Annotated in this window: 23 protein-coding genes; 10 read left to right on the top strand and 13 right to left on the bottom strand. The window is 64.0% G+C overall.

Annotated features, from left to right (window positions below; genetic code table 11):
- Positions 1–175 precede the first annotated feature (175 nt).
- Together Q7V20_RS10280 and Q7V20_RS10275 are read right to left on the bottom strand one after the other, a co-directional pair.
- Positions 176–1,825 (bottom strand): acyl-CoA synthetase, encoded by a 1,650-nt coding sequence (locus Q7V20_RS10280; RefSeq protein ID WP_304790177.1) that lies wholly within the window; start codon positions 1,823–1,825, stop codon positions 176–178.
- Positions 1,822–2,064: an RNA-binding S4 domain-containing protein gene (locus Q7V20_RS10275; protein ID WP_370652443.1), complete on the bottom strand. Its 243-nt coding sequence runs from the start codon at positions 2,062–2,064 to the stop codon at positions 1,822–1,824. The genes Q7V20_RS10280 and Q7V20_RS10275 overlap by 4 nt, the downstream gene beginning before the upstream one ends.
- Before the next feature lie 145 nt (positions 2,065–2,209).
- Here Q7V20_RS10275 and Q7V20_RS10270 point away from each other — a divergent pair, with 145 nt between their 5' ends.
- The 6 genes from Q7V20_RS10270 (at position 2,210) to Q7V20_RS10245 (ending at position 7,627) form a co-directional block, all read left to right on the top strand.
- On the top strand, positions 2,210–2,482 hold the full coding sequence (locus tag Q7V20_RS10270; RefSeq protein ID WP_304790171.1) for a hypothetical protein: 273 nt from the start codon (positions 2,210–2,212) through the stop codon (positions 2,480–2,482).
- Between the two features lie 42 nt (positions 2,483–2,524).
- Entirely contained in the window at positions 2,525–3,997 is a 1,473-nt protein-coding gene (locus Q7V20_RS10265) for an aldehyde dehydrogenase family protein (protein WP_304790168.1), read from the top strand.
- Positions 3,998–4,123: 126 nt separating this feature from the next.
- Positions 4,124–5,047, top strand: coding sequence for a branched-chain amino acid ABC transporter permease (locus Q7V20_RS10260; RefSeq protein WP_304790166.1), 924 nt, complete (start codon positions 4,124–4,126; stop codon positions 5,045–5,047).
- Between the two features lie 5 nt (positions 5,048–5,052).
- Complete coding sequence (locus tag Q7V20_RS10255; protein ID WP_304790195.1) at positions 5,053–6,135, top strand: branched-chain amino acid ABC transporter permease; 1,083 nt, start codon at positions 5,053–5,055, stop codon at positions 6,133–6,135.
- Complete coding sequence (locus Q7V20_RS10250; RefSeq protein ID WP_304790162.1) at positions 6,132–6,920, top strand: ABC transporter ATP-binding protein; 789 nt, start codon at positions 6,132–6,134, stop codon at positions 6,918–6,920. The genes Q7V20_RS10255 and Q7V20_RS10250 overlap by 4 nt, the downstream gene beginning before the upstream one ends.
- Positions 6,917–7,627 (top strand): ABC transporter ATP-binding protein, encoded by a 711-nt coding sequence (locus Q7V20_RS10245; RefSeq protein ID WP_304790159.1) that lies wholly within the window; start codon positions 6,917–6,919, stop codon positions 7,625–7,627. The genes Q7V20_RS10250 and Q7V20_RS10245 overlap by 4 nt, the downstream gene beginning before the upstream one ends.
- Here Q7V20_RS10245 and Q7V20_RS10240 read toward each other — a convergent pair.
- Positions 7,612–8,676 carry a CDP-6-deoxy-delta-3,4-glucoseen reductase gene (locus Q7V20_RS10240; RefSeq protein ID WP_304790155.1) on the bottom strand — a complete coding sequence of 355 codons (1,065 nt, stop codon included), beginning with the start codon at positions 8,674–8,676 and terminating at the stop codon, positions 7,612–7,614. The genes Q7V20_RS10245 and Q7V20_RS10240 overlap by 16 nt on opposite strands.
- Before the next feature lie 50 nt (positions 8,677–8,726).
- Between Q7V20_RS10240 and Q7V20_RS10235 the strand changes: the two genes are divergently transcribed.
- Both Q7V20_RS10235 and Q7V20_RS10230 read left to right on the top strand, forming a co-directional pair.
- Complete coding sequence (locus tag Q7V20_RS10235) at positions 8,727–9,641, top strand: SDR family oxidoreductase (protein WP_304790152.1); 915 nt, start codon at positions 8,727–8,729, stop codon at positions 9,639–9,641.
- A gap of 42 nt (positions 9,642–9,683) precedes the next feature.
- Positions 9,684–10,652, top strand: coding sequence for an SGNH/GDSL hydrolase family protein (locus tag Q7V20_RS10230; protein ID WP_304790149.1), 969 nt, complete (start codon positions 9,684–9,686; stop codon positions 10,650–10,652).
- 10 nt (positions 10,653–10,662) lie between these two features.
- On the opposite strand, the gene nth is transcribed toward Q7V20_RS10230, so the two are convergent.
- The 7 genes from nth to Q7V20_RS10195 all read right to left on the bottom strand — a co-directional run bounded on the left by nth (position 10,663) and on the right by Q7V20_RS10195 (position 15,898).
- The gene (nth, locus tag Q7V20_RS10225; RefSeq protein WP_304790146.1) at positions 10,663–11,307 is read right to left on the bottom strand and encodes an endonuclease III; all 645 of its coding nucleotides are present in this window, start codon (positions 11,305–11,307) and stop codon (positions 10,663–10,665) included.
- 32 nt (positions 11,308–11,339) lie between these two features.
- Positions 11,340–11,870, bottom strand: a complete 531-nt coding sequence (locus Q7V20_RS10220; protein ID WP_304790143.1) for a TPM domain-containing protein — start codon at positions 11,868–11,870, stop codon at positions 11,340–11,342.
- Positions 11,860–12,783 carry a YgcG family protein gene (locus Q7V20_RS10215; protein ID WP_304790140.1) on the bottom strand — a complete coding sequence of 308 codons (924 nt, stop codon included), beginning with the start codon at positions 12,781–12,783 and terminating at the stop codon, positions 11,860–11,862. Before Q7V20_RS10215 ends, Q7V20_RS10220 begins: the two co-directional genes overlap by 11 nt.
- Before the next feature lie 22 nt (positions 12,784–12,805).
- Positions 12,806–13,420, bottom strand: a complete 615-nt coding sequence (locus Q7V20_RS10210) for a LemA family protein (protein ID WP_304790138.1) — start codon at positions 13,418–13,420, stop codon at positions 12,806–12,808.
- 111 nt (positions 13,421–13,531) lie between these two features.
- On the bottom strand, positions 13,532–13,759 hold the full coding sequence (locus Q7V20_RS10205) for a hypothetical protein (protein ID WP_304790135.1): 228 nt from the start codon (positions 13,757–13,759) through the stop codon (positions 13,532–13,534).
- A gap of 176 nt (positions 13,760–13,935) precedes the next feature.
- Positions 13,936–14,601, bottom strand: coding sequence for an electron transport complex subunit RsxB (gene rsxB, locus Q7V20_RS10200; RefSeq protein WP_304790132.1), 666 nt, complete (start codon positions 14,599–14,601; stop codon positions 13,936–13,938).
- Positions 14,602–14,617: 16 nt separating this feature from the next.
- Positions 14,618–15,898 (bottom strand): polyhydroxyalkanoate depolymerase, encoded by a 1,281-nt coding sequence (locus Q7V20_RS10195; protein WP_304790129.1) that lies wholly within the window; start codon positions 15,896–15,898, stop codon positions 14,618–14,620.
- Positions 15,899–16,137: 239 nt separating this feature from the next.
- On the opposite strand from Q7V20_RS10195, the gene Q7V20_RS10190 reads away from it, so the two are divergent.
- The gene (locus Q7V20_RS10190; protein WP_304790126.1) at positions 16,138–17,736 is read left to right on the top strand and encodes a glyoxal oxidase; all 1,599 of its coding nucleotides are present in this window, start codon (positions 16,138–16,140) and stop codon (positions 17,734–17,736) included.
- 73 nt (positions 17,737–17,809) lie between these two features.
- On the opposite strand, the gene Q7V20_RS10185 is transcribed toward Q7V20_RS10190, so the two are convergent.
- Positions 17,810–19,009, bottom strand: a complete 1,200-nt coding sequence (locus Q7V20_RS10185; protein WP_304790124.1) for an amino acid aminotransferase — start codon at positions 19,007–19,009, stop codon at positions 17,810–17,812.
- 108 nt (positions 19,010–19,117) lie between these two features.
- Between Q7V20_RS10185 and uvrB the strand changes: the two genes are divergently transcribed.
- On the top strand, positions 19,118–21,259 hold the full coding sequence (gene uvrB / locus Q7V20_RS10180) for an excinuclease ABC subunit UvrB (protein WP_304790121.1): 2,142 nt from the start codon (positions 19,118–19,120) through the stop codon (positions 21,257–21,259).
- On the opposite strand, the gene Q7V20_RS10175 is transcribed toward uvrB, so the two are convergent.
- Both Q7V20_RS10175 and Q7V20_RS10170 read right to left on the bottom strand, forming a co-directional pair.
- Positions 21,216–22,382 carry a GGDEF domain-containing protein gene (locus Q7V20_RS10175; protein ID WP_304790118.1) on the bottom strand — a complete coding sequence of 389 codons (1,167 nt, stop codon included), beginning with the start codon at positions 22,380–22,382 and terminating at the stop codon, positions 21,216–21,218. The genes uvrB and Q7V20_RS10175 overlap by 44 nt on opposite strands.
- Complete coding sequence (locus Q7V20_RS10170) at positions 22,379–23,458, bottom strand: GGDEF domain-containing protein (protein WP_304790115.1); 1,080 nt, start codon at positions 23,456–23,458, stop codon at positions 22,379–22,381. Before Q7V20_RS10170 ends, Q7V20_RS10175 begins: the two co-directional genes overlap by 4 nt.
- Positions 23,459–23,655 lie beyond the last annotated feature (197 nt).

Below are 23,655 nucleotides of genomic sequence, written 5' to 3'. Positions count from 1 at the left end.
GTTTGAGTGCAGCGGCCAAAGGCCGCGAAACGAGTTCCACGGCCCCACCTCGGCACGAGCATCGCAAGGCAGTCCCGCTTGAAAAGCGGGACCACCAAGCTGAAGCCCTGCCGGAGACCGCCCCAGCCCGCGCCCCGCGCTGCATCACAAAGCACTTCAAGTTGCCAGCAACGATTCAGGTGTCAATCGCCCGAGCCGACCCCGCCACCTTGCGCAACTCAAACTTCTGGATCTTCCCCGTCGAGGTCTTGGGCAGCTCACCAAACACCACCGCCTTGGGCACCTTGAACCCCGCCAAGTGCTTCTTGCAGTGCGCCACGATGTCTTCGGCCGTGACCTGCGCATCCGCCTTCAACTCGATGAAAGCGCAAGGGGTCTCTCCCCATTTGTCATCCGGTTTGGCGACCACCGCCGCCGCGAGCACCGCAGGGTGCCGGTACAGCACATCCTCCACCTCGATCGACGAAATGTTCTCACCGCCCGAGATGATGATGTCCTTGCTGCGGTCCTTGATCTTGACGTAGCCATCGGGGTACTGCACCGCCAGGTCGCCCGTGTGGAACCAGCCCCCGGCAAAGGCCTCTTGCGTGGCCTTGGGGTTCTTGAGGTAACCCTTCATCGTGATGTTGCCGCGGAACATGATCTCGCCCATCGTCTCTCCGTCGTGGGGCACGGGCTGCATGGTGGTGGCGTCCATCACGGCAACGCTGCGCTGCAAGTGATAACTCACGCCCTGGCGGGCATTCAGCCGCGCGCGCTCGCCAATGTCCAGCGCATCCCAGTCATCGTGCTTCACGCAGACAGAAGCCGGGCCATAGACCTCGGTCAGGCCATACACGTGCGTCAGGTTGATGCCGAGCTTCTCCATGCCCTCGATCATGGCCGCCGGTGGTGCCGCGCCGGCCACCATGGCCTGGATGCCGTGCGGGATGCCCTGGCGCAGCGCTTCCGGCGCGTTCACCAGCGAGGCGTGCACGATGGGGGCGCCGCAGTAGTGGGTGACGTGGTGCTCGCGAAAAGCGTCGAACACCGCCTTGGGATCGACCTTGCGCAGGCACACATTCACCCCGCCCCGCGCGGCCACCGCCCACGGAAAACACCAGCCATTGCAGTGGAACATGGGCAGCGTCCACAAGTAGACCGCGTGCTTGGGCATGTCCCATTCCAGGATGGCCGACACGGCGTTCATGGCCGCGCCCCGGTGGTGGTAGACCACGCCCTTGGGGTTCCCGGTGGTGCCCGAGGTGTAGTTCAGGCTGATGGCGTTCCACTCGTCGGTGGGCAAAACCCAGTTGAAGTCCGGGTCGCCGCTGGCCAGCAGCTCTTCGTACTCCAGCACGCCAATGTGCTCGCCAGGGCCGGTGTAGACCACGTCATCAACGTCGATCACGAGCAAGGGATGGGTGGATTTCCGCAGAGCCAGGGCGCGGGCCATGACGGCGCTGAACTCGCAATCCACCAGAACGGCCTGCGCCTCGCCGTGGTCCAGCATGAACGCGATGGCTTCAGCGTCCAGGCGGGTGTTCAAGGCGTTGAGCACGGCGCCGCACATCGGCACGCCAAAGTGCGCCTCCACCATGGGTGGCGTGTTGGGCAGCATCACGGCCACCGTGTCGCCCACGCCCAGACCTCGTCGGTTCAGGGCGCTGGCCAATTGCCGACAACGCGCGTAGGTCTGGGCCCAGGTCTGGCGCAACCCACCATGCACGATGGCCAGGCGGTCAGGGTAAACCAGGGCGGCACGCTCAATGAACGACAGCGGGCTCAAGGCCGTGAAATTGGCCTCGTTGCGGGGCAGATCCTGGTCGAAAATGTTGTGGTTCATGTCGATGTCTCCTGGGGTTCCTCGGGCGTGACCACCCGGATGCGCACACCGTGCAGGCTGACGACCTGTCCCGCGCGGATCTTGCAGGTCTTGCGCAGTTCGTCCTGCCCGTCGACCTGGATCATGCCTTCGGACACCATGGTCTTGGCGCGGCCGCCGCTCTCGGCCACGCCGGTGGCCTTGAGCAGGCTGTCCAGCGCGATGAAGTCGCCGCGCAGCTCGAAGGTGATTTGTCTCAAGGTGGCCATGGATTTGAGGGGAGGTGGGATTGCGCCTGGTGGAAGCCTGGCGTCTGGCTAGGCTGAAAAGGTGCACGACTGGGCGGTGCCGGTGCACAATCGCGGGATTGTCGACTTATTGTCCAGGCCTTGAAACCTGCCGCTGATGAAAAAAACTGATCTCGAAAAGAACAAGGCCTCGAAAATCCTGGGCCAGATGCGCCAGGCACCTTCGTCTGGCCGGTTTGGCAGCGCGGCCGCTTCCGTGCCGGATCGCCGTGAACAGCGCAAAATCGACCAGGCCAATAACCTGGTGCCCTTCGCCGTGAAATTGAATGCCGATCTGGTCAAGCAGTTGCACAGCCATGCCGAGCGAGAAGGCGTGCTCATGACCGAGTTCGTGGACCGCGTGATCCGTGCCGGTCTGCTTGCCAAGTAGTTTGAATCTTTCTGAGTCCACTGTCATTGATTGGAGACAAGGATGAGCCAAGTCATGATGCACGTCGTTGATCCGAACACCGGGGAATCCGACCCCGCCGTGATGCGTCAAGTGTTCGACCGCCAGTTGGCCACCGCGCTGAAGTGGCGCGAGTCCACGGCCGCCGAGCGTATAGCGCGCCTGAAGAAATTGCGCGACGCCATGATGGCGCGCCGCGAAGACTTCTACGCGGCATTTGCCAAGGACTACAGCAAGCCTTCGTCCGAAGTCGAAGGCACCGAGTTCATGCCCGTGCTGGACGAGATCCGCCACGCCATCGGCTCGCTCAAGAAGTGGATGCGCCCGACCAAGGTCTGGCCCACTATGGCCACGGCCATGACGTCGGCCTGGATCGAGTACCAACCGCGTGGCCGCAGCCTGATCATCGCGCCCTGGAACTTCCCGCTCAACCTGTGCTTCGGCCCCATGGTCTCGGCCCTGGCCGCAGGCAACACGGTCATCCTCAAGCCTTCGGAAATGACACCGGCGGTCAGCGTGGTGATGGCCGAGATCATTGCCGCCACCTTCCCGCCCGAAGAAGTCGCGCTGTTCGAAGGCAGCTTGCCCACTTCGCAAGTGCTGCTCGACCTGCCCTTCGACCACATCTTCTTCACCGGCTCGCCCGCCGTGGGCAAGGTGGTGATGGCGGCTGCCGCCAAGAACCTGACCAGCGTCACGCTCGAGCTGGGCGGTAAATCGCCCGTCATCCTCGACGAGACCGCCGACCTGCGCCTGGCTGCTGAAGCGCTGATGTGGGGCAAGTTCACCAACTGTGGTCAGACTTGCGTCGCACCCGACCACGTCTTTGTGCACGAGTCCGTGAAAGATGGCTTTGTGGCCGAGTGCCGCAAGGTGCTGGCCGAGCGCTATGGCGCCACACCCGCCGAGCAGCGCAAGAGCCCCCACTTCTCCCGCGTGATCAACCAGCGCCACACCCAGCGCGTGGCCGCCTTGCTGCAAGAGGCGCAAGCCAAGGGCGCCAACCTGCTGACCGGCGGTGACATCGACATCGCCAGCTGCTACATCGCGCCCACCCTGATCGATCAAGTGCCGGCGGATGCCAGCATCATGAGCGAAGAGATCTTTGGCCCCGTGCTGCCGCTGATCCCTTACCGTGACGTCGATGCCGTGGTGCGCCAGATCAACGCGGGCGAAAAGCCCCTGGCGCTCTACATCTGGAGCCGCCACAAGGAGCGCACTCGTCAGATCCTGCAAAAGACCAGCTCGGGCGGCGTGGCCATCAACCACTGCGTGCTGCATTACGCGCACGGCAACCTGCCGTTCGGTGGCGTCAACAACTCGGGCATCGGCAACGCGCACGGGCACTTCGGTTTCAAGGCCTTCTCGCATGAGCGGGCGGTGCTCAAGTCCGGCCCCATCATGATGGCCAAGATGTTCTTCCCGCCCTACACCGACACCAAGAAGAAGCTGATCCGCCTCACGGTGGACAGCCTGCGCTGGCCTTCCTTGTTCTGAACGTGTCCTGATAAGATCGGACATTGATCCTTCCGATCTTCCAGCCCGCTGGTCGCTGCCCGCCGCAAGGCAAAGCAGCAACGTGGCGGGCTTTTTGCATGTGTCGGTTTTGCATGTGAACGAGCTGTGGACACCTTCATACAACAACTGATCAACGGCCTGGTACTGGGCAGCATGTACGCTTTGGTGGCCTTGGGCTACACCATGGTGTACGGCATCATCAACCTCATCAACTTCGCGCATGGCGAGGTGCTGATGGTGGGTGCCCTCGTGAGCTGGACGGTGGTGACTACCCTGGGCTCGCTGGGCTGGCCCGGCTGGGTGCTGCTGTTGGTGGCGCTGCTGGCCGCCATGGTGGTGTGCGCGGCGCTCAACTTCCTGATCGAAAAGCTGGCCTACCGGCCCTTGCGCAACGCGCCGCGCCTGGCCCCCTTGATCACCGCCATGGGCATGTCGCTGCTGCTGCAAACCTTGGCCATGATCATCTGGAAGCCCGACTACAAGCCCTTCCCGATTTTGCTGCCCGACGATCCGATTGACGTGATGGGCGCCACGACCAACCTGGTCCAGATCCTGATCATCGCGGTCACGGCCATGACCCTGGCGGGCCTGATGGCGCTGATCCATGGCACCCGCCTGGGCCGGGCCATGCGCGCCACCTCCGAGAACCCGCGCGTGGCGCAGTTGATGGGTGTGCGGCCTGACCGCGTGATCTCGGCCACCTTCATCATTGGCGCCATGTTGGCGGCGCTGGCGGGCGTGATGTGGGCCGCCAACTACGGCTCGGTGCAGCACACCATGGGCTTCCTCCCCGGCCTGAAGGCCTTCACCGCCGCGGTGTTTGGCGGCATCGGCAACCTGCCGGGCGCCATGCTGGGTGGCGTGCTGCTGGGCCTGATCGAGTCGATGGGCGCAGGCTACATCGGCGACCTGACCGGTGGCGTGCTGGGCAGCCACTACCAGGACATCTTTGCCTTCGCCGTGTTGATCCTGGTGCTGACATTGCGCCCGCAAGGCCTGCTGGGCGAGCGCGTGGCCGACCGCGCATGAAGACGATGAACCCCAAGAACAAGCTGCCTATCTTTCTGATGGCCACCGTGGCCTTGCTGGTGCTGCCCCTGGTCGTCCAAGGCTTCGGCCAGGCCTGGGTGCGCATCCTGGACGTGTCCTTGATCTACATCCTGCTGGCCCTGGGCCTGAACATCGTGGTGGGCTACGCGGGCTTGCTGGACCTGGGCTATGTGGCTTTCTACGCCGTGGGCGCTTACCTGTTCGCCTTGCTGGCCTCTCCGCATTTGAGCAGCCACTTGCCCGCGGTCGCGGCCATGTTCCCGGCGGGCCTGCACCTGCCCGTGTGGGCCGTCATTCCTTTGGGTGCTGGGGTGGCTGCGCTGGTGGGCGTGCTCCTGGGCGCGCCCACGCTCAAGCTGCGGGGCGACTACCTGGCCATCGTGACCTTGGGCTTCGGCGAAATTATCCGCGTGTTCATGAACAACCTGGATGCGCCGGTCAACATCACCAACGGCCCCAAGGGCATCGACAGCATCGATCCCTTCACCATCTTTGGCGTCAGCCTGGGCGAGCCCTGGCACATCGCGGGCCATGTGCTGCAGCCGGTCACCCTGCATTACTACCTCTTCCTGGGCATCGTGGTGCTGGCGGTGATCATCAGCTTGCGCCTTGAAAACTCCCGCCTGGGCCGGGCCTGGATGGCCATCCGCGAGGATGAGATCGCGGCCAAAGCCATGGGCCTGAACACGCGCAACCTCAAGCTGCTGGCCTTTGGCCTGGGCGCCACCTTTGGCGGCATGGCCGGGGTGCTGTTCGCCAGTTTCCAGGGCTTTGTCTCGCCCGAGTCGTTCTCGCTGCAGGAGTCGGTCATGGTGGTGGCCATGGTGGTGCTGGGCGGCTCGGGCCATGTGCCTGGTGTGATCCTGGGGGCCTTCTTGCTGTCGGCTTTGCCCGAGGTGTTGCGCCACGTGGCCGGGCCCTTGCAGGCGATGACGGGCGGGCGGCTGGACGCGTCCATCCTGCGGCAATTGCTGGTGGCGCTGGCCATGGTCAGCATCATGCTGTGGCGACCGCGTGGCCTGTGGCCAGCGCCACGGCATGAAGACCAGGCGAGGGCCTCGGCATGAGCGAAGCCTTGCTGCAGGTGGCCAACGTGTCCAAGCGCTTTGGCGGTGTCCAGGCCTTGAGCGGTGTGGGCTTGAGCATCCAGCCTGGCCAAGTACACGGCCTGATCGGTCCCAATGGTGCGGGCAAGACCACGTTCTTCAATGTCATCACCGGACTGGTGCCGTCGGACCAAGGCCGGTTCGAACTGGCAGGGCGGCGCTACAAACCCACGGTGGTCCACAAGGTGGCCAAGGCCGGCATCGCGCGCACGTTTCAGAACATCCGCCTGTTCGCCCACATGACGGCGCTGGACAACGTCCGCGTGGGCCGCCACGTGCGGACCACGGTGGGCTGGTGGCAGGCGGTGTTGCGCACGCCTGCCTTCGTGCGCGAAGAAGCGAGCATCACCCGCGATGCCCAGGCCTTGCTGGAGTTCGTCGGCCTGGGCGCCGTGGCGAACCAGACGGCCCACACCTTGAGCTATGGTGATCAACGCCGTTTGGAGATCGCGCGTGCGCTGGCCACCGAGCCACGCCTGTTGGCGCTGGACGAGCCCGCTGCGGGCATGAACGCCACCGAGAAGCTGCAACTGCGCGAGCTGATCCGCCGCATCCAGGCCCAGGGCCGCGCCATCCTGTTGATCGAACACGATGTGAAGCTGGTGATGGGCTTGTGCGATTGTGTGACGGTGCTGGACCAGGGCAAGCTGATCGCCTGCGGCACGCCCGCCGAGGTGCAGTGCGATCCGGCCGTGATCGAGGCCTACCTGGGCACGGCGGCCACTCACCAAGGGGCACCGGCATGAGCGCCTTGCTGGACCTGCGCCAATTGAGCGTGGCCTATGGCGGCATCCAGGCCGTCAAGGGCTTGAACCTGTCCTTGCAAGAGGGCGAATTGGTCAGCCTGATCGGCGCCAATGGCGCTGGCAAGACCACCACCTTGAAAGCCATCTGCGGCTTGCTGCAACCTCAATCGGGCGAAGTGCTTTACCAGGGCCGCAGCCTCAAAGGGCAGGGCGCTTGGGACCTGGTCGCACAAGGCCTGGTCATGGTGCCCGAAGGGCGCGGCATCTTCACGCGCATGACCATCGACGAGAACCTGCGCATGGGCGCCTACCTGCGCCGTGACCGCGAAGTCAACGCGGACATGGAATCCGTCTACCAACGCTTTCCGCGTCTGAAAGAGCGGCATCGCCAACTGGCGGGCACCTTGTCGGGTGGTGAGCAGCAGATGCTGGCCATGGGCCGGGCCTTGCTGGCGCGCCCCAAGCTCTTGCTGCTGGACGAGCCGTCGATGGGCCTGGCGCCGCTGATGGTCGACAAGATCTTCGAGGTCATCACCGACATCGCCAAGCAAGGTGTGACCGTGTTGCTGGTCGAGCAGAACGCCCACCGTGCGCTGGAGATCGCCCACCGCGCCTACGTCATGGACTCGGGCGAACTGGTGCTGGAAGGCCCTGCGCAAAGCCTGTTGAACGACCCGCAGGTGCAGGCCGCTTACTTGGGGTTGTGAGCCTTGTCGGCCTCGCTGGTGAAGGCATCGGCGAAGAAGAACTCGGCAGGCAGGCCATGCAGGTTCACGAAGTCACGCTGGGCCACTTGCACCATCACCGGCGCGCCGCAGGCATAGACCTCGTGGCCTGACAGGTCGGGCAGGTCGTCCATGACAGCGTGGTGCACCAGGCCCACGCGGCCCGTCCAGTTGTCGCCCGGTTTGGGTTCGGACAGCACCGGCACATAGCTCAACCAGGGCAGGGCTGAGGCGGCTTGTTCGATCCAGTCGTTCAGGTACAAATCTGCGCGGCTGCGGCAGCCCCAGTACAGCACCGTGGGCCGCGTGATGTCCTTGGCGCGCATGTGTTCGATGATGGCCTTGATGGGCGCGAAGCCTGTGCCCGAGGCCAGCAGCACGATGGGCTTGTCGGAGTCTTCCCGTAAAAAGAATGTGCCGTAGGGGCCCTCGATGCGCAGGATCTCTTTCTCCTTCATCGTGCCGAACACCTGGTCGGTGAACTTGCCGCCGGGCATGTGGCGCAGGTGCAGCTCGATGCTGGTGAGGGGGGCGGCGCCCTCCACGGTGGTGGTCGCGGTGCTCAGCGCATTGGCCATCGAGTAACTGCGTCGGCTGCCATCCTTCAGGATGAACTCGATGTACTGCCCGGCGCGAAAACCGAAGGTGTTGTTGGTGGGCAGCTGCAGGCGCATCACCATCACATCGGGCGCGGCCAAGGTCAGGCTGATGACGCGGGTGGGCATTTTCTGGATCGGGAAGTCGCCCGCGGACACGACCTGGCGTGACTCGATCACCAGGTCGGTCTGGGGGGTGGCGCAGCAGGTCAGCATCCAGCCGGTGGCTTCTTCTTCATCGCTCAAGGCCTTGGCCTGGTGCACGCCATGGATCACGCGGCCTTCGAGCAGCTTGCATTTGCACGAGCCGCAGGCGCCGTCCTTGCAGCCATAGGGCAGGCCGACGTTGTCGCTGATGGCCGCGCTCAGCACGGTCTCGTCGCGTTGCATCAAGAATTGGCGCCCACTGGGCAGGATGGTCACGGAAAAGCTCAAAACGCGCTCCACTGCGGTCAAAATGGCCTCCCATTGTCCCTCAGCCACCCATGCCCGGTCCTTCTTTCAGCCGCCCCGCCCGCTTTCGCCAGACCCGTGTGTTGATCGTGGGCTGCGGCGATGTCGGTTTGCGCGTGGCGCGCGAGTTGTTGCCGCGTTGCCGCGTGCTGGCCCTGACCTCGCAGCCTGAGCGCGCACAGGTGTTACGCCAGGCGGGTCTGGTGCCATTGGTCGGCAACCTGGATCAGCCTGCCACCCTGGCCAGATTGGCGGGGCTGGCAACACGGGTGGTGCACCTGGCGCCGCCGCCAGGGCAAGGCAGCGAGGACACGCGCACGCGCCATCTGCTGCAGGCCTTGTCCCGACGCGGCCGCGTGCGCAGCATGGTGTATGGCAGTACCACGGGGGTCTATGGCAACGCGGGTGGTGCCCGCTTCGATGAGACCCGCACCGTTGCGCCCGCCACGCCCCGCGCCCAGCGCCGTGTTCATGCGGAAGCCCTGGTGCGGTGGTGGGGGCGTCGGGCTGGTGTGCGTGCCAGCATCCTGCGCATTCCCGGCATCTACGCGGTGGACCGCGAGGGTGGCCATCCCCGAGACCGTGTGCTCAAAGGCTCACCTGTGTTGAACTGCGAAGACGACGTCTTCACCAACCACATCCAGGCCGATGACCTGGCGCGAGCCTGCGTGGCCGCGCTGTGGCGAGGGCGCCCGGGCCGCGTCGTGCACGCTTGCGATGACCAGACGATGCTGATGGGCGATTACTTCGACCTGGTGGCCGACCTGTGCGGTTTGCCGCGCCCGCCACGCCTGAGTCGGGCCGAGGCCGCGCTGGCCATGTCGCCGATGCAGATGTCTTTCTTGAGCGAGTCCCGGCGGCTGGACAACCAGCGCCTGCATGCGGAATTGAGGTTGAAGCTGCATTGCCCCACGGTGCGCGAGGGGCTTGTGTCTGGCTTGAGATAGAGTTTGAATTCCACCATTCAAAAATCACTGAGGATTCAAACCATGCGTTTCAGCACAGCACTCACATCGATCGGCGCGGCCGTGGTCCTGATGGCATCGCCCTTCACGTCGGCCAACGCGGCCTACAGCCAGATCGTGGCTTTTGGCGACAGCCTGTCGGACAACGGCAATGTCTTTGCCGCCACCAAGGCGGGACTGGGTTTTGGCATTCCTGCCGCGCCTTACTGGAATGGCCGCTTCAGCAATGGCCCGGTGGCGGTGGAGGTGATGGCGCAGACGCTCGGACTGACCTTGGTGGACTACGCCTTTGGCGGTGCGCTCACCGGCACCAGCAACCGCGCGGGCATCCCCGGCCTGCCGGGCATCCAGAACGAGGTGGATCAACTCACCAGCAGCCTGAGCGCGGCGGGCAAGACGGCCGATGCCTCGGCCCTGTATTTTTTGTGGGGTGGTGGCAATGATTTTCTTGGGGCCGGTGACAAGCTGGCGATGGTTCAGCCGGCCATCGCCAACCTGACCGGCCAGGTGAGCCAGCTTTACAGCGCTGGCGCGCGCGATTTCTTCGTGCCTCTGCTGCCCGACCTGTCGAACACACTGGAGGCGATCAATGCCGGCGCGACGGCACAAGCGCAGGCCCATGCCCTGTCGGTGCTGTTCAACACCAATCTGACGTCGGCGATGCAGGGACTGCAGGGCAGCCTGGCGGGCGCGACCATCCGTGTCTTTGACCCCAACCCGGCATTGAACGCGGCCCGTGACCTCGTCCTGGCGGAGGGTGGCACCTCGACTGCCGCGTGTTGGACGGGCGAGTACACCGGCTCGGGCGGTACCTTGTGCGCCAACCCGGACCTGTACACGTTGTGGGATGGCGTGCACCCCACTGCCAGGATGCACCTGGCCATGGGGCAATCGATGGCCGCTGCGGTGCCTGAGCCCAGCACGGTGGGGCTGGCCTTGGTGGGCCTGTTGATCGCGGGCGCTGCTGCTCGCCAGCGCGGCAAAGCGGCTTGACGCCAACGCATCAGGACGCCGGCGCGGGCGTCTTGGGCTTGAACGAGCAGTAGTGGGTCACGCTGCATTCCCAGCAGCGTGGCTTGCGCGCCTGGCACACATAGCGCCCATGCAGGATCAACCAATGGTGGGCGTGCTGCAGGTAGGCCGGTGGCACGCGCTTGAGCAGTTTCAGCTCCACCGCCAGCGGCGTCTTGCCCGGGGCCAGGCCGGTGCGGTTGCCGATGCGGAAGATGTGCGTGTCCACCGCCAGGGTGTGTTCGCCAAAGGCCACGTTCAGCACCACGTTGGCGGTCTTGCGGCCCACGCCGGGCAGGGCCTCCAGGGCCTCGCGGCTGCGCGGCACTTCGCCCCCATGCAGGTCAATGAGCATCTGGCAGGTCAGCAGCAAGTGTTTGGCCTTGCTGCGGTACAGGCCAATGGTCTTGATGTATTCGCACAAGCCTTCAAAGCCCAGATCGAGGATCTTCTGCGGTGTGTTGGCCACCGGAAACAGCTTCCTGGTGGCCTTGTTCACGCCCACGTCGGTGGCCTGGGCTGAGAGCAGCACGGCGGTCAGCAGCTCGAAAGGCGTGCTGTAGTCCAACTCGGTTTCGGGGTTGGGATTGGCGGCTTGCAGCGTGGCGAAAAATGGGGCGATGTCGGCGGCTTTCATGGTGCCAGTCTAGCGGTGGGGCTGCAGCACCCTCAGATCACCACCACCTTGTCCGGCAGCTCATTGGGATTGTCATGATCGGGATCCGCCGGGAAGTGAGCCGCCAGCAATTGCGTGACGGCCTCGATGGCGTGACTCAGGCCTTGTTCAAATTGACCATCGTGCAGGCTGGCCGCCAACTGCTGGGCGATGTGGGCCCAGGGCTCATGGCCTGCGCGGGCCATGATGCCTCGGTCGGCCAGGATCTCGATGCGGTGGTCGGCCAGCAGCAGGTAGATCAGCACGCCATTGTTGTGCTCGGTGTCCCACACACGCAGGGTGCTGAAAAGCTGCAGTGCGCGCGATCGGGCGGTTTGCCCGTCTCTCAGGTCTTGCCAGCTCAGGCCGCCTTCGATGCACAGGCGCAATTCGCCCAGGTGCTTCACTTCGCTCGCGCGCACTTGAGCTTGCAGGCGGCTCAATCCGGCCACGCCCAAGTGCCGACGCACATCACCTTCGTCGGTCCACAGGTGCCTTGCCCAGCGCAGCAGAGGGTGGGCCAAAGCCCTGGATTCACCAGTCACCGGATGCCCCTCCACCACCGAAATCGCCACCACCACCAGATGAGAACCCGCCGCCACCGCCGCCAAAGCCCCCTCCGCCAAAACCACCCCCACCGAACCCGCCGCCCCCCATGAAGGGGCCACCGCGTCCTCGGGATGCGCCGCTGGCCATGGCCGCCACGACCACGGCCGAGGCCAAGCCCACGCCCAGGGCGATCAGCGTGCTGGTGGTCACCACCCAGCCCAGCCCGCCAACGACCAGGCCCGAGGTCAAGGAGCCCGCCTTGCGGCCGAGCACCGAGGTCAGCAGGGCGCCCACCACGGGCACGCCGATGAACAGGAACACGCCCAGGTCATTCCACTGGAAACCGGTGTCTGGCGGTGCCTTGCCAACAGACTGGCTCGGCAGTGGCAGGCTCTCGCCCTGGACACGCGCGGCCAATTGATCAATGGCCAGATTCAAGCCGCCTGCATAGTCACCGGCCTTGAAGGCGGGCGTGATGGCCCGGGTGATGATCTGCTTGGCGGCCAGGTCGGGGATGGCGCCCTCCAGGGTCTTGGCCACCTCGATGCGCACGCGGCGGTCATTCTTGGCCACCACCAGCAACAGCCCGTCGCCCACCTCACGGCGCCCGATCTTCCAGGCCTCACCCACCCGCTGGGCGTAAGCGGCGATGTCTTCGGGTTGGGTGGACGGCACTATCAGCACCACCATCTGCGTGCCCAGCCGGGTTTCGATGCCCGCCAGTTTGGTGTCCAATGCCACGCGCTGGGCTTCGCTCAGGGTGCTGGTCTGATCGATGACCCGGCCGTTGAGCGCGGGCACGGGCTGCACGCCCGCTTCGTCGGCTGCCAGTGCCGGTCCGGTGGCCAGCAGCAGGAGCGAGGTCAGACCAGCCAGTGTCCAGTGCAGCCACCAGGGCCAGGACTGCATGCGCCTCACGATGGGGCGCCGATCACTTCTTGGTGTTGAAATCGACCACGGGGGGCGATGAAATCTGCGCCTCGTTCTGCACCGTGAAACTGGGCTTGGGCTCGTAGTTGAAGACCTTGGCCGTCAGGTTGGTGGGAAAGCTGCGCACCTTGACGTTGTAGTCCTGCACCGTCTTGATGTAGCGGTTGCGGGCCACGGTGATGCGGTTCTCCGTGCCTTCCAGTTGCACGCGCAGATCCTGGAAGCCCTGGTTGGCCTTCAGGTTGGGGTAGTTTTCAGTGACGACCAGCAGGCGCGACAGTGCGCTCGACAACTCGCCTTGGGCCGCCTGGAATTTCTGAAAGGCGGCCGGGTCGTTGATCAACTCGGGCGTGGCCTGGATGCTGGTGGCCTTGGAGCGCGCTTCAACGACCTTGGTCAAGGTTTCCTGTTCGAAATTGGCCTCACCCTTGACGGTGCTGACGACATTGGGGATGAGGTCGGCGCGCCGTTGGTACTGGTTGAGCACTTCGGACCACGCCGATTTGTTGGCCTCGTCCAGGGACTGGAATTCGTTGTAGCCGCAGCCCGACAGGGACACGACGATCGTGGCGGTGGCCAAAACGCTCAGCCAGCGACGGGGTGAAGGAGCAGTCATCGCAATTCTTTCCTCAGCCTGGTATGAAATGCCGACGCGAATACCGCATCAATGCACCAGCATAACTGGGAACGAACCGGTTTTTTTCAAGGGCCTTTGGGCCCCGGCCCGTCAGGCGAAGGACAGGTTGTCCGGCAGGTTGTGTCGCGAGATCACCTGGTGACCTCGTGACTTGGGGTACCGATCCCGCACGATCTTGACCGCGCCCATGGGCGTGTCGGCCAGGACCTTCAACACGCGGATGACCGCTTGTTGCGAGGTGGGGCTCAGGATCACCAACGCCGACACCTCGAAGAGGTGCAGGGCAGGTTCAATGGCAAGGTTCATCAAGGCGCGCATGGTCAATCTCCACATCATGGGCAACAGCGCAAGTGCTGCCCATTTCGTGAGGATGCATTTTGCGGGCCAACTGTGACATGCGGATGACCCTTGAATGGGGGGAAACCAGCTCTTATTCCGGCAATAAGCGTCGCAAATGCCAGACAGCGTTAATCAAGGAGTGGGTGTTTGGTGTATCAGTTGCCGGTGCCGCGCCGGGCCCGGGCCCTGGCCAGGGCCGCCTCGATCACCGCGCGTTTTTCGTCCAGTTGGGCTGGCTCGGTCAGGCGTGATTCTTCGGCCAGGTTGGCCAGCTTGCGCTCGGCCTTGGCCTGCAAGCGAGCATCGTTGTCCCGCCGGGCTTGCTCAACGCGCCACTGGTGGAACTCGTGGCGGCCTTGGGCTTGATGGGCCAGCGGCGCACTCCAGGCAGCCCAGCCGGTCGGGGCGGGCTGAACATTGCTGGCGGGCACCAGCGAGATGCAGTCCACTGGGCAGGCTGGGATGCACAGCTCGCAACCGGTGCACAGGTCTTCGATCACGGTGTGCATTTGCTTGGGGGCCCCGATGATGCAATCGACCGGGCAGGCCTTGATGCACAAGGTGCAACCAATGCACCAGGTCTCGTCGATCACGGCCAGGAAGCGAGGGCCTTCCTCGCCATGCTCGGCGCTCAAGGGCAGAGCGGGCAGGCCGGTGGCCTGGGCCAGTCGCTGGATACCCTCGTCGCCGCCTGGCGGACATTGGTTGATGCCCGCCTCGCCCGCCACGATGGCCCGTGCGTAGCTCGCACAATCGGGAAAGCCGCAGCGCGTGCATTGCGTCTGCGGCAAAAGGGCATTGATCCGGGCGGCGTCCAACATGGCGCCGCAGTCTACGTCATGCCGCTTTCTTGATCTTGGCCGACTTGTTGTTGGCCGAGATGAAGTTGCGGATTTCCGGGTAGACCATCTCGCGCCAGCGGCGGCCGGCAAAGATGCCGTAATGGCCGGCGCCTTCCACCGTGTAGTGCTTCTGGCGCGATGCAGGGATGCCCGAACACAGATCGTGGGCGGCTTCGGTCTGGCCCGCGCCAGAAATGTCGTCCAGCTCGCCTTCCACGGTCAGCAAGGCGGTGGTCTTGATGTCGGCAGGCTTGACCAGCTCGGGCACACCCTTGAGGTTGCGCACCTCCCAGGTGCCGTTGACCAGCGAGAAGTCCTGGAAGACGATGCGGATGGTGTCCAGGTAGTACTCGGCGGGCATGTCCAGCACGGCGTTGTACTCGTCGTAGAACACGCGGTGAGCCTCGGCGCTGTCGTCGTCGCCGCGCATCAGGTCCAGGAAGTAGTCGTAGTGCGACTCGCGGTGGCGGTCGGGGTTCATGGCCACGAAGCCGGTGTGCTGCAAAAAGCCCGGGTAGACGCGGCGGGTGGCGCCCGGGTAGTTCGTGGGCACGCGGTAAATCACGTTCGACTCGAACCACTCGAAGCTCTTGTTCATGGCCAGGTTGTTGACGGCCGTGGGCGATTTGCGCGCGTCGATCGGGCCGCCCATCATGGTCATGGTCAGCGGGGTTTGCTCACCGCGGCTGGCCATCAGCGAGACGGCGGCCAGCACCGGCACCGTTGGCTGGCACACGGAAATCACATGGACCTCCGGCCCCACGGCGCGGATGAACTCCTGCACGTAGTTGACGTAGTCGTCCAGGTGGAAGGCGCCCTCGTCGATCGGCACCATGCGGGCGTCGATCCAGTCGGTGATGTAGACCTTGTGGTCTTGCAGCAGGGTTTTGACAGTGTCGCGCAGCAGGGTGGAATGGTGGCCCGACAGCGGTGCCACGACCAGTACCGAAGGCTGATCCCGCATGGTGCCCAGCAGTTTGGCGTTGTCGGTGAAGCGCTTGAAGCGCAGCAGGCGGCAAAAGGGCTTGGCCACCACCACCTGCTCCTGGATCACCACGTCGGTGTCTGACACCGTGACCTTGTTGATGCCGAACTCGGGTTTTTCGTACTCTTTGGTCAGTCGGTGCACCAAATCGAAGCCTGCCGACACCCGCTGTGCCTGGGGCACCTGCGCAAATGGCGACAAGGGGTTGCTGTAGAGCTTGGACGCGGCGCTGGCGAACTCGGAGAACGGGCTGATCCAGGCGCGGTTGGTTTCGTAGATTTGATAGAGCATGGGCGACCTCAGTTGTGCAGTACGGGCCTGTTTATCGCTGCTTCGAAAACGCACCTTTTGGGCGCATTGTGCGGTGCAGCATAGACGACTTTGTCCATCTTTGCACCGAGTGTGCTTTCCCAAGAAGCACAACAAGTGCACGTCCACCCCGCAATTCCGGGGGGTGGCGCCCCCCTTGATGAGGGATGACCCAAGAAAACCGCGTGCTAGATTTGGTTACACCTCGGGGAGAACCCTTCATGACCAGTCCATCTTTGCCCGCGCCCGCCTCATTCCTGCCCTTCAAAAAGAAGGCATTGCATGCCTGCTCGGCACTGTTGTTGACCGCCCTGGGCGCTTTACCCACCACCAGCCACGCTGGTTTCTTTGAGGACTTGCTCAAGTTGTTCGGCGGCGGGGGCACCACGACGACCCCAGGTGGCGGCACCACCACGGGCATCCCCACGGATGCTTACCTCAAGGGCACCTTTGGTGCGGTGGCCGCCTGGCCGTTGATCCCCATGCACATGGTGCTGCTGCCCGATGGCCGCGTGATGAGCTATGGCTCTGACGCCAAAGGGGTGCAGACCGCACAATTCAACTACGACGTCTGGGACCCCACGAAGGGCACCGGCACGGCGTCGCACCTGGTGCTGCCCAACACCACGGGCACCGACATCTTTTGCAGCGCCCAGGTGGTCCTGCCCTCCAGCGGTGCGGTGCTGTTGACCGGGGGGGATCGCACGATCAATGGCGTGCGCAACTACTCGGCGGACGACGTCAACTTCTTTGACTACCGCTACAACGCCATGTACGCGGCGCCGCAGCGCATGAGCACCTTGCGCTGGTACCCCACCGTGGTCACGTTGGCCAACGGCAAGGTGCTGGTGCTGGGTGGCCGGATCGACCCCAACACCCCCGCACCGACGCCGGAGCTTTACTCTGAGGGCGAGGGCTGGCGCAGCCTGACTGGCGCCACCAGCAATGACGCCTACGGCATCCGCAACTGGAGCTATCCCCTGGCCTGGCAGGCGCCCAACGGCAAAGTGTTCGTGACGACCATCTGGGGCGGCACCTACTATGTCGATGCGACGGGCGACGGTTCGCTGGCCGCGACGCCGCTCAGACTGACCGCGGGCGACTACTACCTGCCGAGCGTCATGTATGCCCCCGGCAAGATTCTGGCGCTGCGCAAGTTCAACAAAGCGGTGATCGTGGACATCAATGGCGCCACGCCCACCTCCACCAATGTCACGGGGGTGGGGCAGGACCGCTTCCACGGCTCGGCCACGGTGTTGGCCAATGGGCAGGTGTTCGTCAATGGTGGTTCGATGGTGGACAACGTCGCCAATGGCGTGGCTTATCAGGCCAAGATCTGGAACCCGACCACCAAGGCCTGGACCGTGGCCGCCACGGCCAAGAAAATGCGCCTGTACCACTCGGCCTCCTTGCTTTTGCCCGACGCCACGGTGCTGACGGCTGGCGGCGGGGCGCCCGGCCCGGCCACCAACCTGAATGCCGAGATCTACATGCCCCCTTACCTGTACAAGGCGGGCAGTTCCTTGGCCGTGCGTCCGGTCATTCAGTCGGTTCCCACCGCGACCACCTGGGGCGCCAGCATCGCGGCCACCACCGACGTGACGGGCATCAGCCGCGTGACCCTGGTCAAAACGGGTTCAGCCACGCACACGGCCGATTTTGACCAACGCTTCATGGAGCTGGGTTACACCGCCTCGGGCACCAACCTGACGATCCAGGCGCCCGCGTCGGCCAATGTCGCGCCACCCGGGTACTACATGTTGTTCGTGTTCAATTCGGCGGGCGTGCCCTCGGTGGCCAAGATCATCAAGCTGGGTTGACCCCGAAGGTTTCAGCCAGACAAGCAAAAGGGGCCATGAGGCCCCTTTTTTGCATCTCCACCAGGTCGGTGCTTTACAGCACAGCCTTGATCGCGGCCGCCACCGCCTTGATGTTGCCGTTGTTCAGCGCGGCCACGCAGATGCGGCCCGAGTCCACACCATAGATGCCGAACTCCGAGCGCAGGCGCTGCATTTGTGTGGCGTTCAGGCCTGAGTAGCTGAACATGCCCTTCTGGCGGGTGATGAAGCTCAGGTCGTCGCTCACGCCAGCGGCCTTCAGCTCATTGACCAGCGCGCCGCGCATCAGCTTGATGCGGTCGCGCATGCCGGCCAGCTCTTCTTCCCACATCGTGCGCAGGGCAGGCGTGGTCAGCACCAGGGCCACCACTTGCGCGCCATGCGTGGGCGGGTTGGAATAGTTGGTGCGGATCACGCGCTTGAGTTGGCTCAGCACGCGGGCGGCTTCCTCGGCCGATTCGCTGACGATGCTCAGGGCGCCGACGCGCTCACCGTACAGCGAGAAGCTTTTGGAGAAGCTGGTCGACACGAAGATGTTCAGGCCCGCGTCCAGGAACTTGATGACGACCTTGCCGTCCTCGGCGATGCCGTTGCCAAAGCCTTGGTAGGCCATGTCCAGGAAAGGCACCAGGCCGCGCTCTTTCACGGCGCCGATGATCTGTTCCCACTGGGCATCGTCCAGGTCGTAGCCGGTCGGGTTGTGGCAGCAGGCGTGCAGCACGATGATGGTGCCGGCGGCAGCGGCCTTCAGGGTGGACAGCAGGCCGTCAAAGTTGACGCCCTTCTTGTCGGCGTCGTAGTAGGGGTAGGTGCCCACTTTGAACCCGGCGCTCTCGAACAGGGCGCGGTGGTTTTCCCAGCTGGGGTCCGAGATCAAGACCTGCGCATCGGGGTTCAGGCGCTTGAGGAAGTCGGCGCCGAGTTTGAGGCCACCCGTGCCGCCAATGGCTTGCGCGGTGGAAATGCGGCCGGCCTTGACGGCGGCGTGTTCGGCGCCAAACACCAGCGCCTGCACGGCCTTGTCGTAGGCGGCGATGCCTTCGATGGGCAGGTAGCCACGCGCCTTGGGCGCTTCCTGCATCTGCTGCTCGGCGGCGGCCACGCATTTCAGCAGGGGCAGCTTGCCCTGGTCGTCGGTGTACACGCCCACGCCCAGGTTCACCTTGGCGGGATTGGGGTCGGCGTTGAACTGTTCGTTCAGGCCCAGGATCGGGTCCCGGGGGGCCATTTCAACGGTGGCGAATAGCGAGGCCATGCAAGCAGTCCTTGATCGGTTGGGATAAGCTGAAACCAGTACACACCACGAGGCTCGACGCGTTCGGCGACTCGGGCAAACCCATTATTTTATCGACCTGCGCCCCTCATGTCAGATCTGATTGATATTTCTCTTGCTGCTCAGGCGCCCAAAGACGTCCCCGACACAGGGCAAACCGGCCAATTCGTGAGTTTTCCCGACTCGCCTTTCCAGCTCTATCAACCCTATCCGCCAGCGGGGGATCAGCCCACCGCCATCGATTTGCTGTGCGAAGGCGTGGAAGACGGGCTGGCCTACCAGACCCTGCTGGGCGTGACCGGCTCGGGCAAAACCTTCACCATGGCCAATGTGATCGCCCGGCAGGGGCGCCCCGCCATTGTGTTCGCGCCCAACAAAACCCTGGCAGCGCAGTTGTATTCGGAGTTCCGCGAGTTCTTCCCCAACAACGCGGTCGAGTACTTCGTCAGCTACTACGACTACTACCAGCCCGAGGCCTACGTGCCCCAGCGCGACCTGTTCATCGAGAAGGACAGCGCCATCAACGAGGCCATCGAGCAGATGCGTCTGAGCGCCACCAAGAGCCTGCTGGAGCGGCGCGATGTGGTCATCGTGGCCACCGTGTCGGCCATCTACGGCATCGGCAAGCCCGAGGACTACATGCAGATGGTGCTGATGGCGCGCGTGGGCGACAAGGTTGGCCAGCGCGATGTGATCGCCCAGCTGATCCGCATGCAGTACAAGCGCAACGACGCCGACTTTTCACGCGGCACCTTCCGTGTGCGTGGCGACACCATCGACGTCTTCCCGGCCGAACACTCCGAGCTGGCAGTTCGCCTGGAGCTGTTCGACGACGAGATCGACTCCATCCAGTTGTTCGACCCGCTCACCGGCCGCGTGCGCCAGAAGATCCCGCGCTTCACCATTTACCCCAGCAGCCATTACGTGACGCCGCGCGAAAGGGTGCTGGTGGCCATCGAGGCCATCAAGCATGAACTGAATGGGCGGGTGAAAGAACTGGTCGGCATGGGCAAGCTGGTCGAGGCGCAGCGCGTGGAGCAGCGCACCAAGTTCGACCTGGAAATGCTGCAGGAGATCGGGCACTGCAAAGGTATCGAGAACTACACCCGGCATCTGTCGGGCGCCAACCCCGGTGATCCTCCACCCACCTTGGTCGATTACCTGCCGCCCGATGCACTGATGTTCCTGGACGAGAGCCACGTGATGATCGGCCAGCTCAGCGCCATGTACAACGGCGACCGCTCGCGCAAGACCACCTTGGTGGAATACGGATTCCGCCTGCCATCGGCGCTGGACAACCGGCCTTTGAAGCTGGAGGAGTTTGAGACCAAGATGCGCCAGGTGGTGTTCGTGTCGGCCACGCCAGCGGCTTATGAGTCGGAGCACACCGGCCAGGTGGTGGAGCAGGTGGTGCGCCCCACTGGCTTGATCGACCCGATGGTGGAGGTGCGCCCCGCCGTGCACCAGGTGGACGACGTTTTGCAAGAGATCCGCATCCGCGTCGAGAAGAACGAGCGCGTGCTGATCACCACGCTCACCAAGCGCATGTCCGAGCAGCTCACCGACTACCTCAGCGACAACGGCGTGAAGGTGCGTTACCTGCACTCCGACATCGACACGGTCGAGCGCGTGGAGATCTTGCGCGACCTGCGCCTGGGCACCTTTGATGTTCTGGTCGGCATCAACTTGCTGCGCGAAGGCCTGGACATCCCCGAGGTGTCACTGGTGGCCATCCTGGATGCCGACAAGGAAGGCTTCTTGCGTTCGGAGCGCAGCCTCATCCAGACCATTGGCCGCGCCGCGCGCAACCAGAATGGCCACGCCATTTTGTACGCCGACAAGATCACCGAATCCATGCGCAAGGCCATGGGAGAAACCGAGCGGCGCCGCAACAAGCAGATCGCGCACAACGAGTTGAACGGCATCACGCCCAAGACCGTCAACAAGAAGGTCAAGGACATGATCGATGGCGTGATGTCCAACGCGGCGAAGGATGATTTGCGCGCCGCCGAAGCCCTGACAGCCTCCATGGCCGATGCGCCTGCCTTGAACGAGAAAGACCTGGGCAAGCGCATCAAGCAACTGGAAAAGCAGATGCTGGAGCACGCGCGCAATCTGGAGTTCGAGAAGGCGGCCCGTTTAAGAGACCAGTTGGGCCTGTTGAAGGAACAAGCCTTTGGCGCCGTGGTCAGCGATCACATTGTGCCGATTCAGGCTGGCCGGCAAAAGTAGTGCCAGGGTTCAGCGGCGGCTCCAGCTCGGTGCGGTCGCGCCCGTTGGCTTTGGCGCGGTACAAGGCCTGATCGGCCCGCTCCAGCACTTGTTCGATCGTGTCCTGGGTGCTCCAGGTGGCCACGCCGCAAGAAAAGCGCACGCGCAGATCCGCCACGCTGCGGCTCATCTGGGCCGAGCGCAGTTGGTCGCGCAGGCGCGTCATGGCGATCTGGGCCTGCTTGGCCGCTTCGGTTTCGGGCATCAGCACCAGGAACTCTTCGCCACCCCAGCGCCCGATGACATCGGTTTCACGCAGCACCTCGCCGCCTTGAAGCGCGAAGTTCACCAACACCTCGTCGCCCACCGGGTGCCCATGGGTGTCGTTGATGCTCTTGAAGTGATCCAGATCGATCAAGGCCACCGAAAAATGGTGCCCGTTCAGCAGCGCCCGCTGCACCTCCGCTTCCAGGCGTTCTTGCATGTGGGCCCGGTTGTACAAGCCGGTCAAGCCATCGTGGAGGGTGATGCGGCGCAGCGCCTCGGCGGCGGCGGCCAATGATTTCTTCTCGTGAAAAGCACGTTCGCGCATCAGCCCGAAGCTGCGCGATTGAAACGTCATCAACACCAGCACAAAGCAGGAGGCCGAGATCTTCAGGGCCTCGGCGCGCGGATCCGCATCGCTCAGGCCCAGCACGGTCATGGCAATCCAGGCGATCACCAGCATCGCGGTGGTCAGGCCGCCGGTCCATGCGGCCACCTTGGGCCGCAGGCTCAGAAAGCCAAACACCTGGATCAGGCACAAGGTCTGGAAAGCGACCGAGCGCACCATCGGTGCCACCGCATAACCGATGATCATGGCGCCGCTGGCCCACAAGATCTGCGGTGATACCAGACCAGGGTCGGACCAGGTGCGGGTGACCCCACTGCGCACCAGCGGGTAGAACACGCACAGCGCCACGCTGATGTAGGTCACCATGAAATGCGCGGTCGCCTCTGATATCAGCTGCCGAGGCAGCGCGTAAGCGAACAGCACGGCAATCCAGCACACGTAGATCACCATCGACACCAGGCACAGGCCCAGCCTGGCCTTCATGCGTGGATCCTTGCCCACGACCAGGTCCGATAGCCAGCGGCCGATCATGCGCTGGCCGCCATGACCTGATTGCGCCCACCATGCTTGGCCTGGTACAGCGCCCGGTCGGCGCGCTCCAATGTCGGGCTCACGTTCAGGCCGCCGCCATGTTCGCAGGCCCCAGCCGACAGGGTCACACTCAAACCCGCTGCGTGCTGGCCCCAGTCGTGTTCGCTGATGGTCCGGCGAACCGCTTCCAGGGTGTCCATGGCCGCCGACAGCGGTGTTTCAGGCATCAGCAGCAAGAACTCCTCGCCACCCCAGCGGGCCAGCGCATGGGTCGGGCCGATGGCGCCCTGGGCCAGGCGCGACACCTCGCGCAGCACCACATCGCCAATGGCATGGCCATGCTGATCGTTCACACGCTTGAAAAAATCGATGTCCAGGATCGCCACGCAAAAGGGGCGGCGGCAGCGGTGGCTGCGACGCACCTCCTCGTCCAGCAAGGTCTGGAAATGGCGCCGGTTGAACAGCTGCGTCAGCCCATCGCGGATCGACAGCGCATTCAATTGCGCCACTGTGCGCTCCAGTTCAAGTTGCTGCTGTTTGCGGTGCTGGTTCACGCCTTGCCCGATCTGCGTGACCACCAATAGCACGCACAGCGTGACACCGGCCATGGCCACATTGACGAACTCGGCGCTCATGTCGATGGACGATGGCGAGTATTCCAGGATGAGCAACACGGTGCCGATCAGCATGGCATAGGCGCTGGCTGCCGCCAATCGGACCTGCGCCCGGCTCATCCGCCGCATGTCGAACAGGATCGTGAGGCACAGCCATTGCAAGGCCAGCCCTCGGGCCATGGGGATCAGGGCGTAGGCCAGCATCACCATGCTGGCGTTGAACAGCACCCGCTGAAAGGCCAGGGAGGGCTCTTTGGCGAGCGCGCTGGCCATGCCGCTGCGCACCAGCCCATAAAACACCCCGATCCCCACCACGTTGTAGCCAATCACCAAGGTGGACTGCCAGGGCTGCACGAAACCCATGCTGGCACATGCCACCAGCAGCACCGAGATGAAGGCGTAGCTGGGCAGGGTCAGCATCAGGCGCCGCACACCGTCATGCACAGGCCCGAGCGGCCCCATGATCATTCGCGCGAACGCGGATCCTTGAGATGCATCAAATAAAGCGGGCGGTGCGAAAAACATCGGGCACGATCAATCGGAGCCCCACGGCCCCTGGGTGCCATATCGGCCGTTTTGCGTGAACATTGAGCATCCCGCCTTGTGCAAGGGCCATCAAAGGGGGCGACAATCTCAACTTGTTGACTGCATTGTTCGCC

This window comes from Aquabacterium sp., assembly GCF_030652515.1.
Classification (GTDB): Bacteria; Pseudomonadota; Gammaproteobacteria; order Burkholderiales; family Burkholderiaceae_C; genus Aquabacterium.
This window is presented reverse-complemented; position numbering and strand designations above follow the sequence as displayed.

Excerpts from the sequence above, each read along its gene's own strand:
- Q7V20_RS10265 (WP_304790168.1), top strand. The coding sequence starts at position 2,525 with ATGAGCCAAGTCATGATGCACGTCGTTGATCCGAACACCGGGGAATCC.
- Q7V20_RS10230 (WP_304790149.1), top strand. The coding sequence starts at position 9,684 with ATGCGTTTCAGCACAGCACTCACATCGATCGGCGCGGCCGTGGTCCTG.
- nth (WP_304790146.1), bottom strand. The coding sequence starts at position 11,307 with ATGAAAGCCGCCGACATCGCCCCATTTTTCGCCACGCTGCAAGCCGCC.
- uvrB (WP_304790121.1), top strand. The coding sequence starts at position 19,118 with ATGTCAGATCTGATTGATATTTCTCTTGCTGCTCAGGCGCCCAAAGAC.
- Q7V20_RS10255 (WP_304790195.1), top strand. The coding sequence starts at position 5,053 with ATGAACCCCAAGAACAAGCTGCCTATCTTTCTGATGGCCACCGTGGCC.
- Q7V20_RS10270 (WP_304790171.1), top strand. The coding sequence starts at position 2,210 with ATGAAAAAAACTGATCTCGAAAAGAACAAGGCCTCGAAAATCCTGGGC.
- Q7V20_RS10235 (WP_304790152.1), top strand. The coding sequence starts at position 8,727 with ATGCCCGGTCCTTCTTTCAGCCGCCCCGCCCGCTTTCGCCAGACCCGT.
- Q7V20_RS10245 (WP_304790159.1), top strand. The coding sequence starts at position 6,917 with ATGAGCGCCTTGCTGGACCTGCGCCAATTGAGCGTGGCCTATGGCGGC.
- Q7V20_RS10175 (WP_304790118.1), bottom strand. The coding sequence starts at position 22,382 with ATGATCGGCCGCTGGCTATCGGACCTGGTCGTGGGCAAGGATCCACGC.
- Q7V20_RS10205 (WP_304790135.1), bottom strand. The coding sequence starts at position 13,759 with ATGCGCGCCTTGATGAACCTTGCCATTGAACCTGCCCTGCACCTCTTC.
- rsxB (WP_304790132.1), bottom strand. The coding sequence starts at position 14,601 with ATGTTGGACGCCGCCCGGATCAATGCCCTTTTGCCGCAGACGCAATGC.
- Q7V20_RS10250 (WP_304790162.1), top strand. The coding sequence starts at position 6,132 with ATGAGCGAAGCCTTGCTGCAGGTGGCCAACGTGTCCAAGCGCTTTGGC.
- Q7V20_RS10280 (WP_304790177.1), bottom strand. The coding sequence starts at position 1,825 with ATGAACCACAACATTTTCGACCAGGATCTGCCCCGCAACGAGGCCAAT.
- Q7V20_RS10195 (WP_304790129.1), bottom strand. The coding sequence starts at position 15,898 with ATGCTCTATCAAATCTACGAAACCAACCGCGCCTGGATCAGCCCGTTC.
- Q7V20_RS10210 (WP_304790138.1), bottom strand. The coding sequence starts at position 13,420 with ATGACTGCTCCTTCACCCCGTCGCTGGCTGAGCGTTTTGGCCACCGCC.
- Q7V20_RS10215 (WP_304790140.1), bottom strand. The coding sequence starts at position 12,783 with ATGCAGTCCTGGCCCTGGTGGCTGCACTGGACACTGGCTGGTCTGACC.
- Q7V20_RS10170 (WP_304790115.1), bottom strand. The coding sequence starts at position 23,458 with ATGGGGCCGCTCGGGCCTGTGCATGACGGTGTGCGGCGCCTGATGCTG.
- Q7V20_RS10185 (WP_304790124.1), bottom strand. The coding sequence starts at position 19,009 with ATGGCCTCGCTATTCGCCACCGTTGAAATGGCCCCCCGGGACCCGATC.
- Q7V20_RS10190 (WP_304790126.1), top strand. The coding sequence starts at position 16,138 with ATGACCAGTCCATCTTTGCCCGCGCCCGCCTCATTCCTGCCCTTCAAA.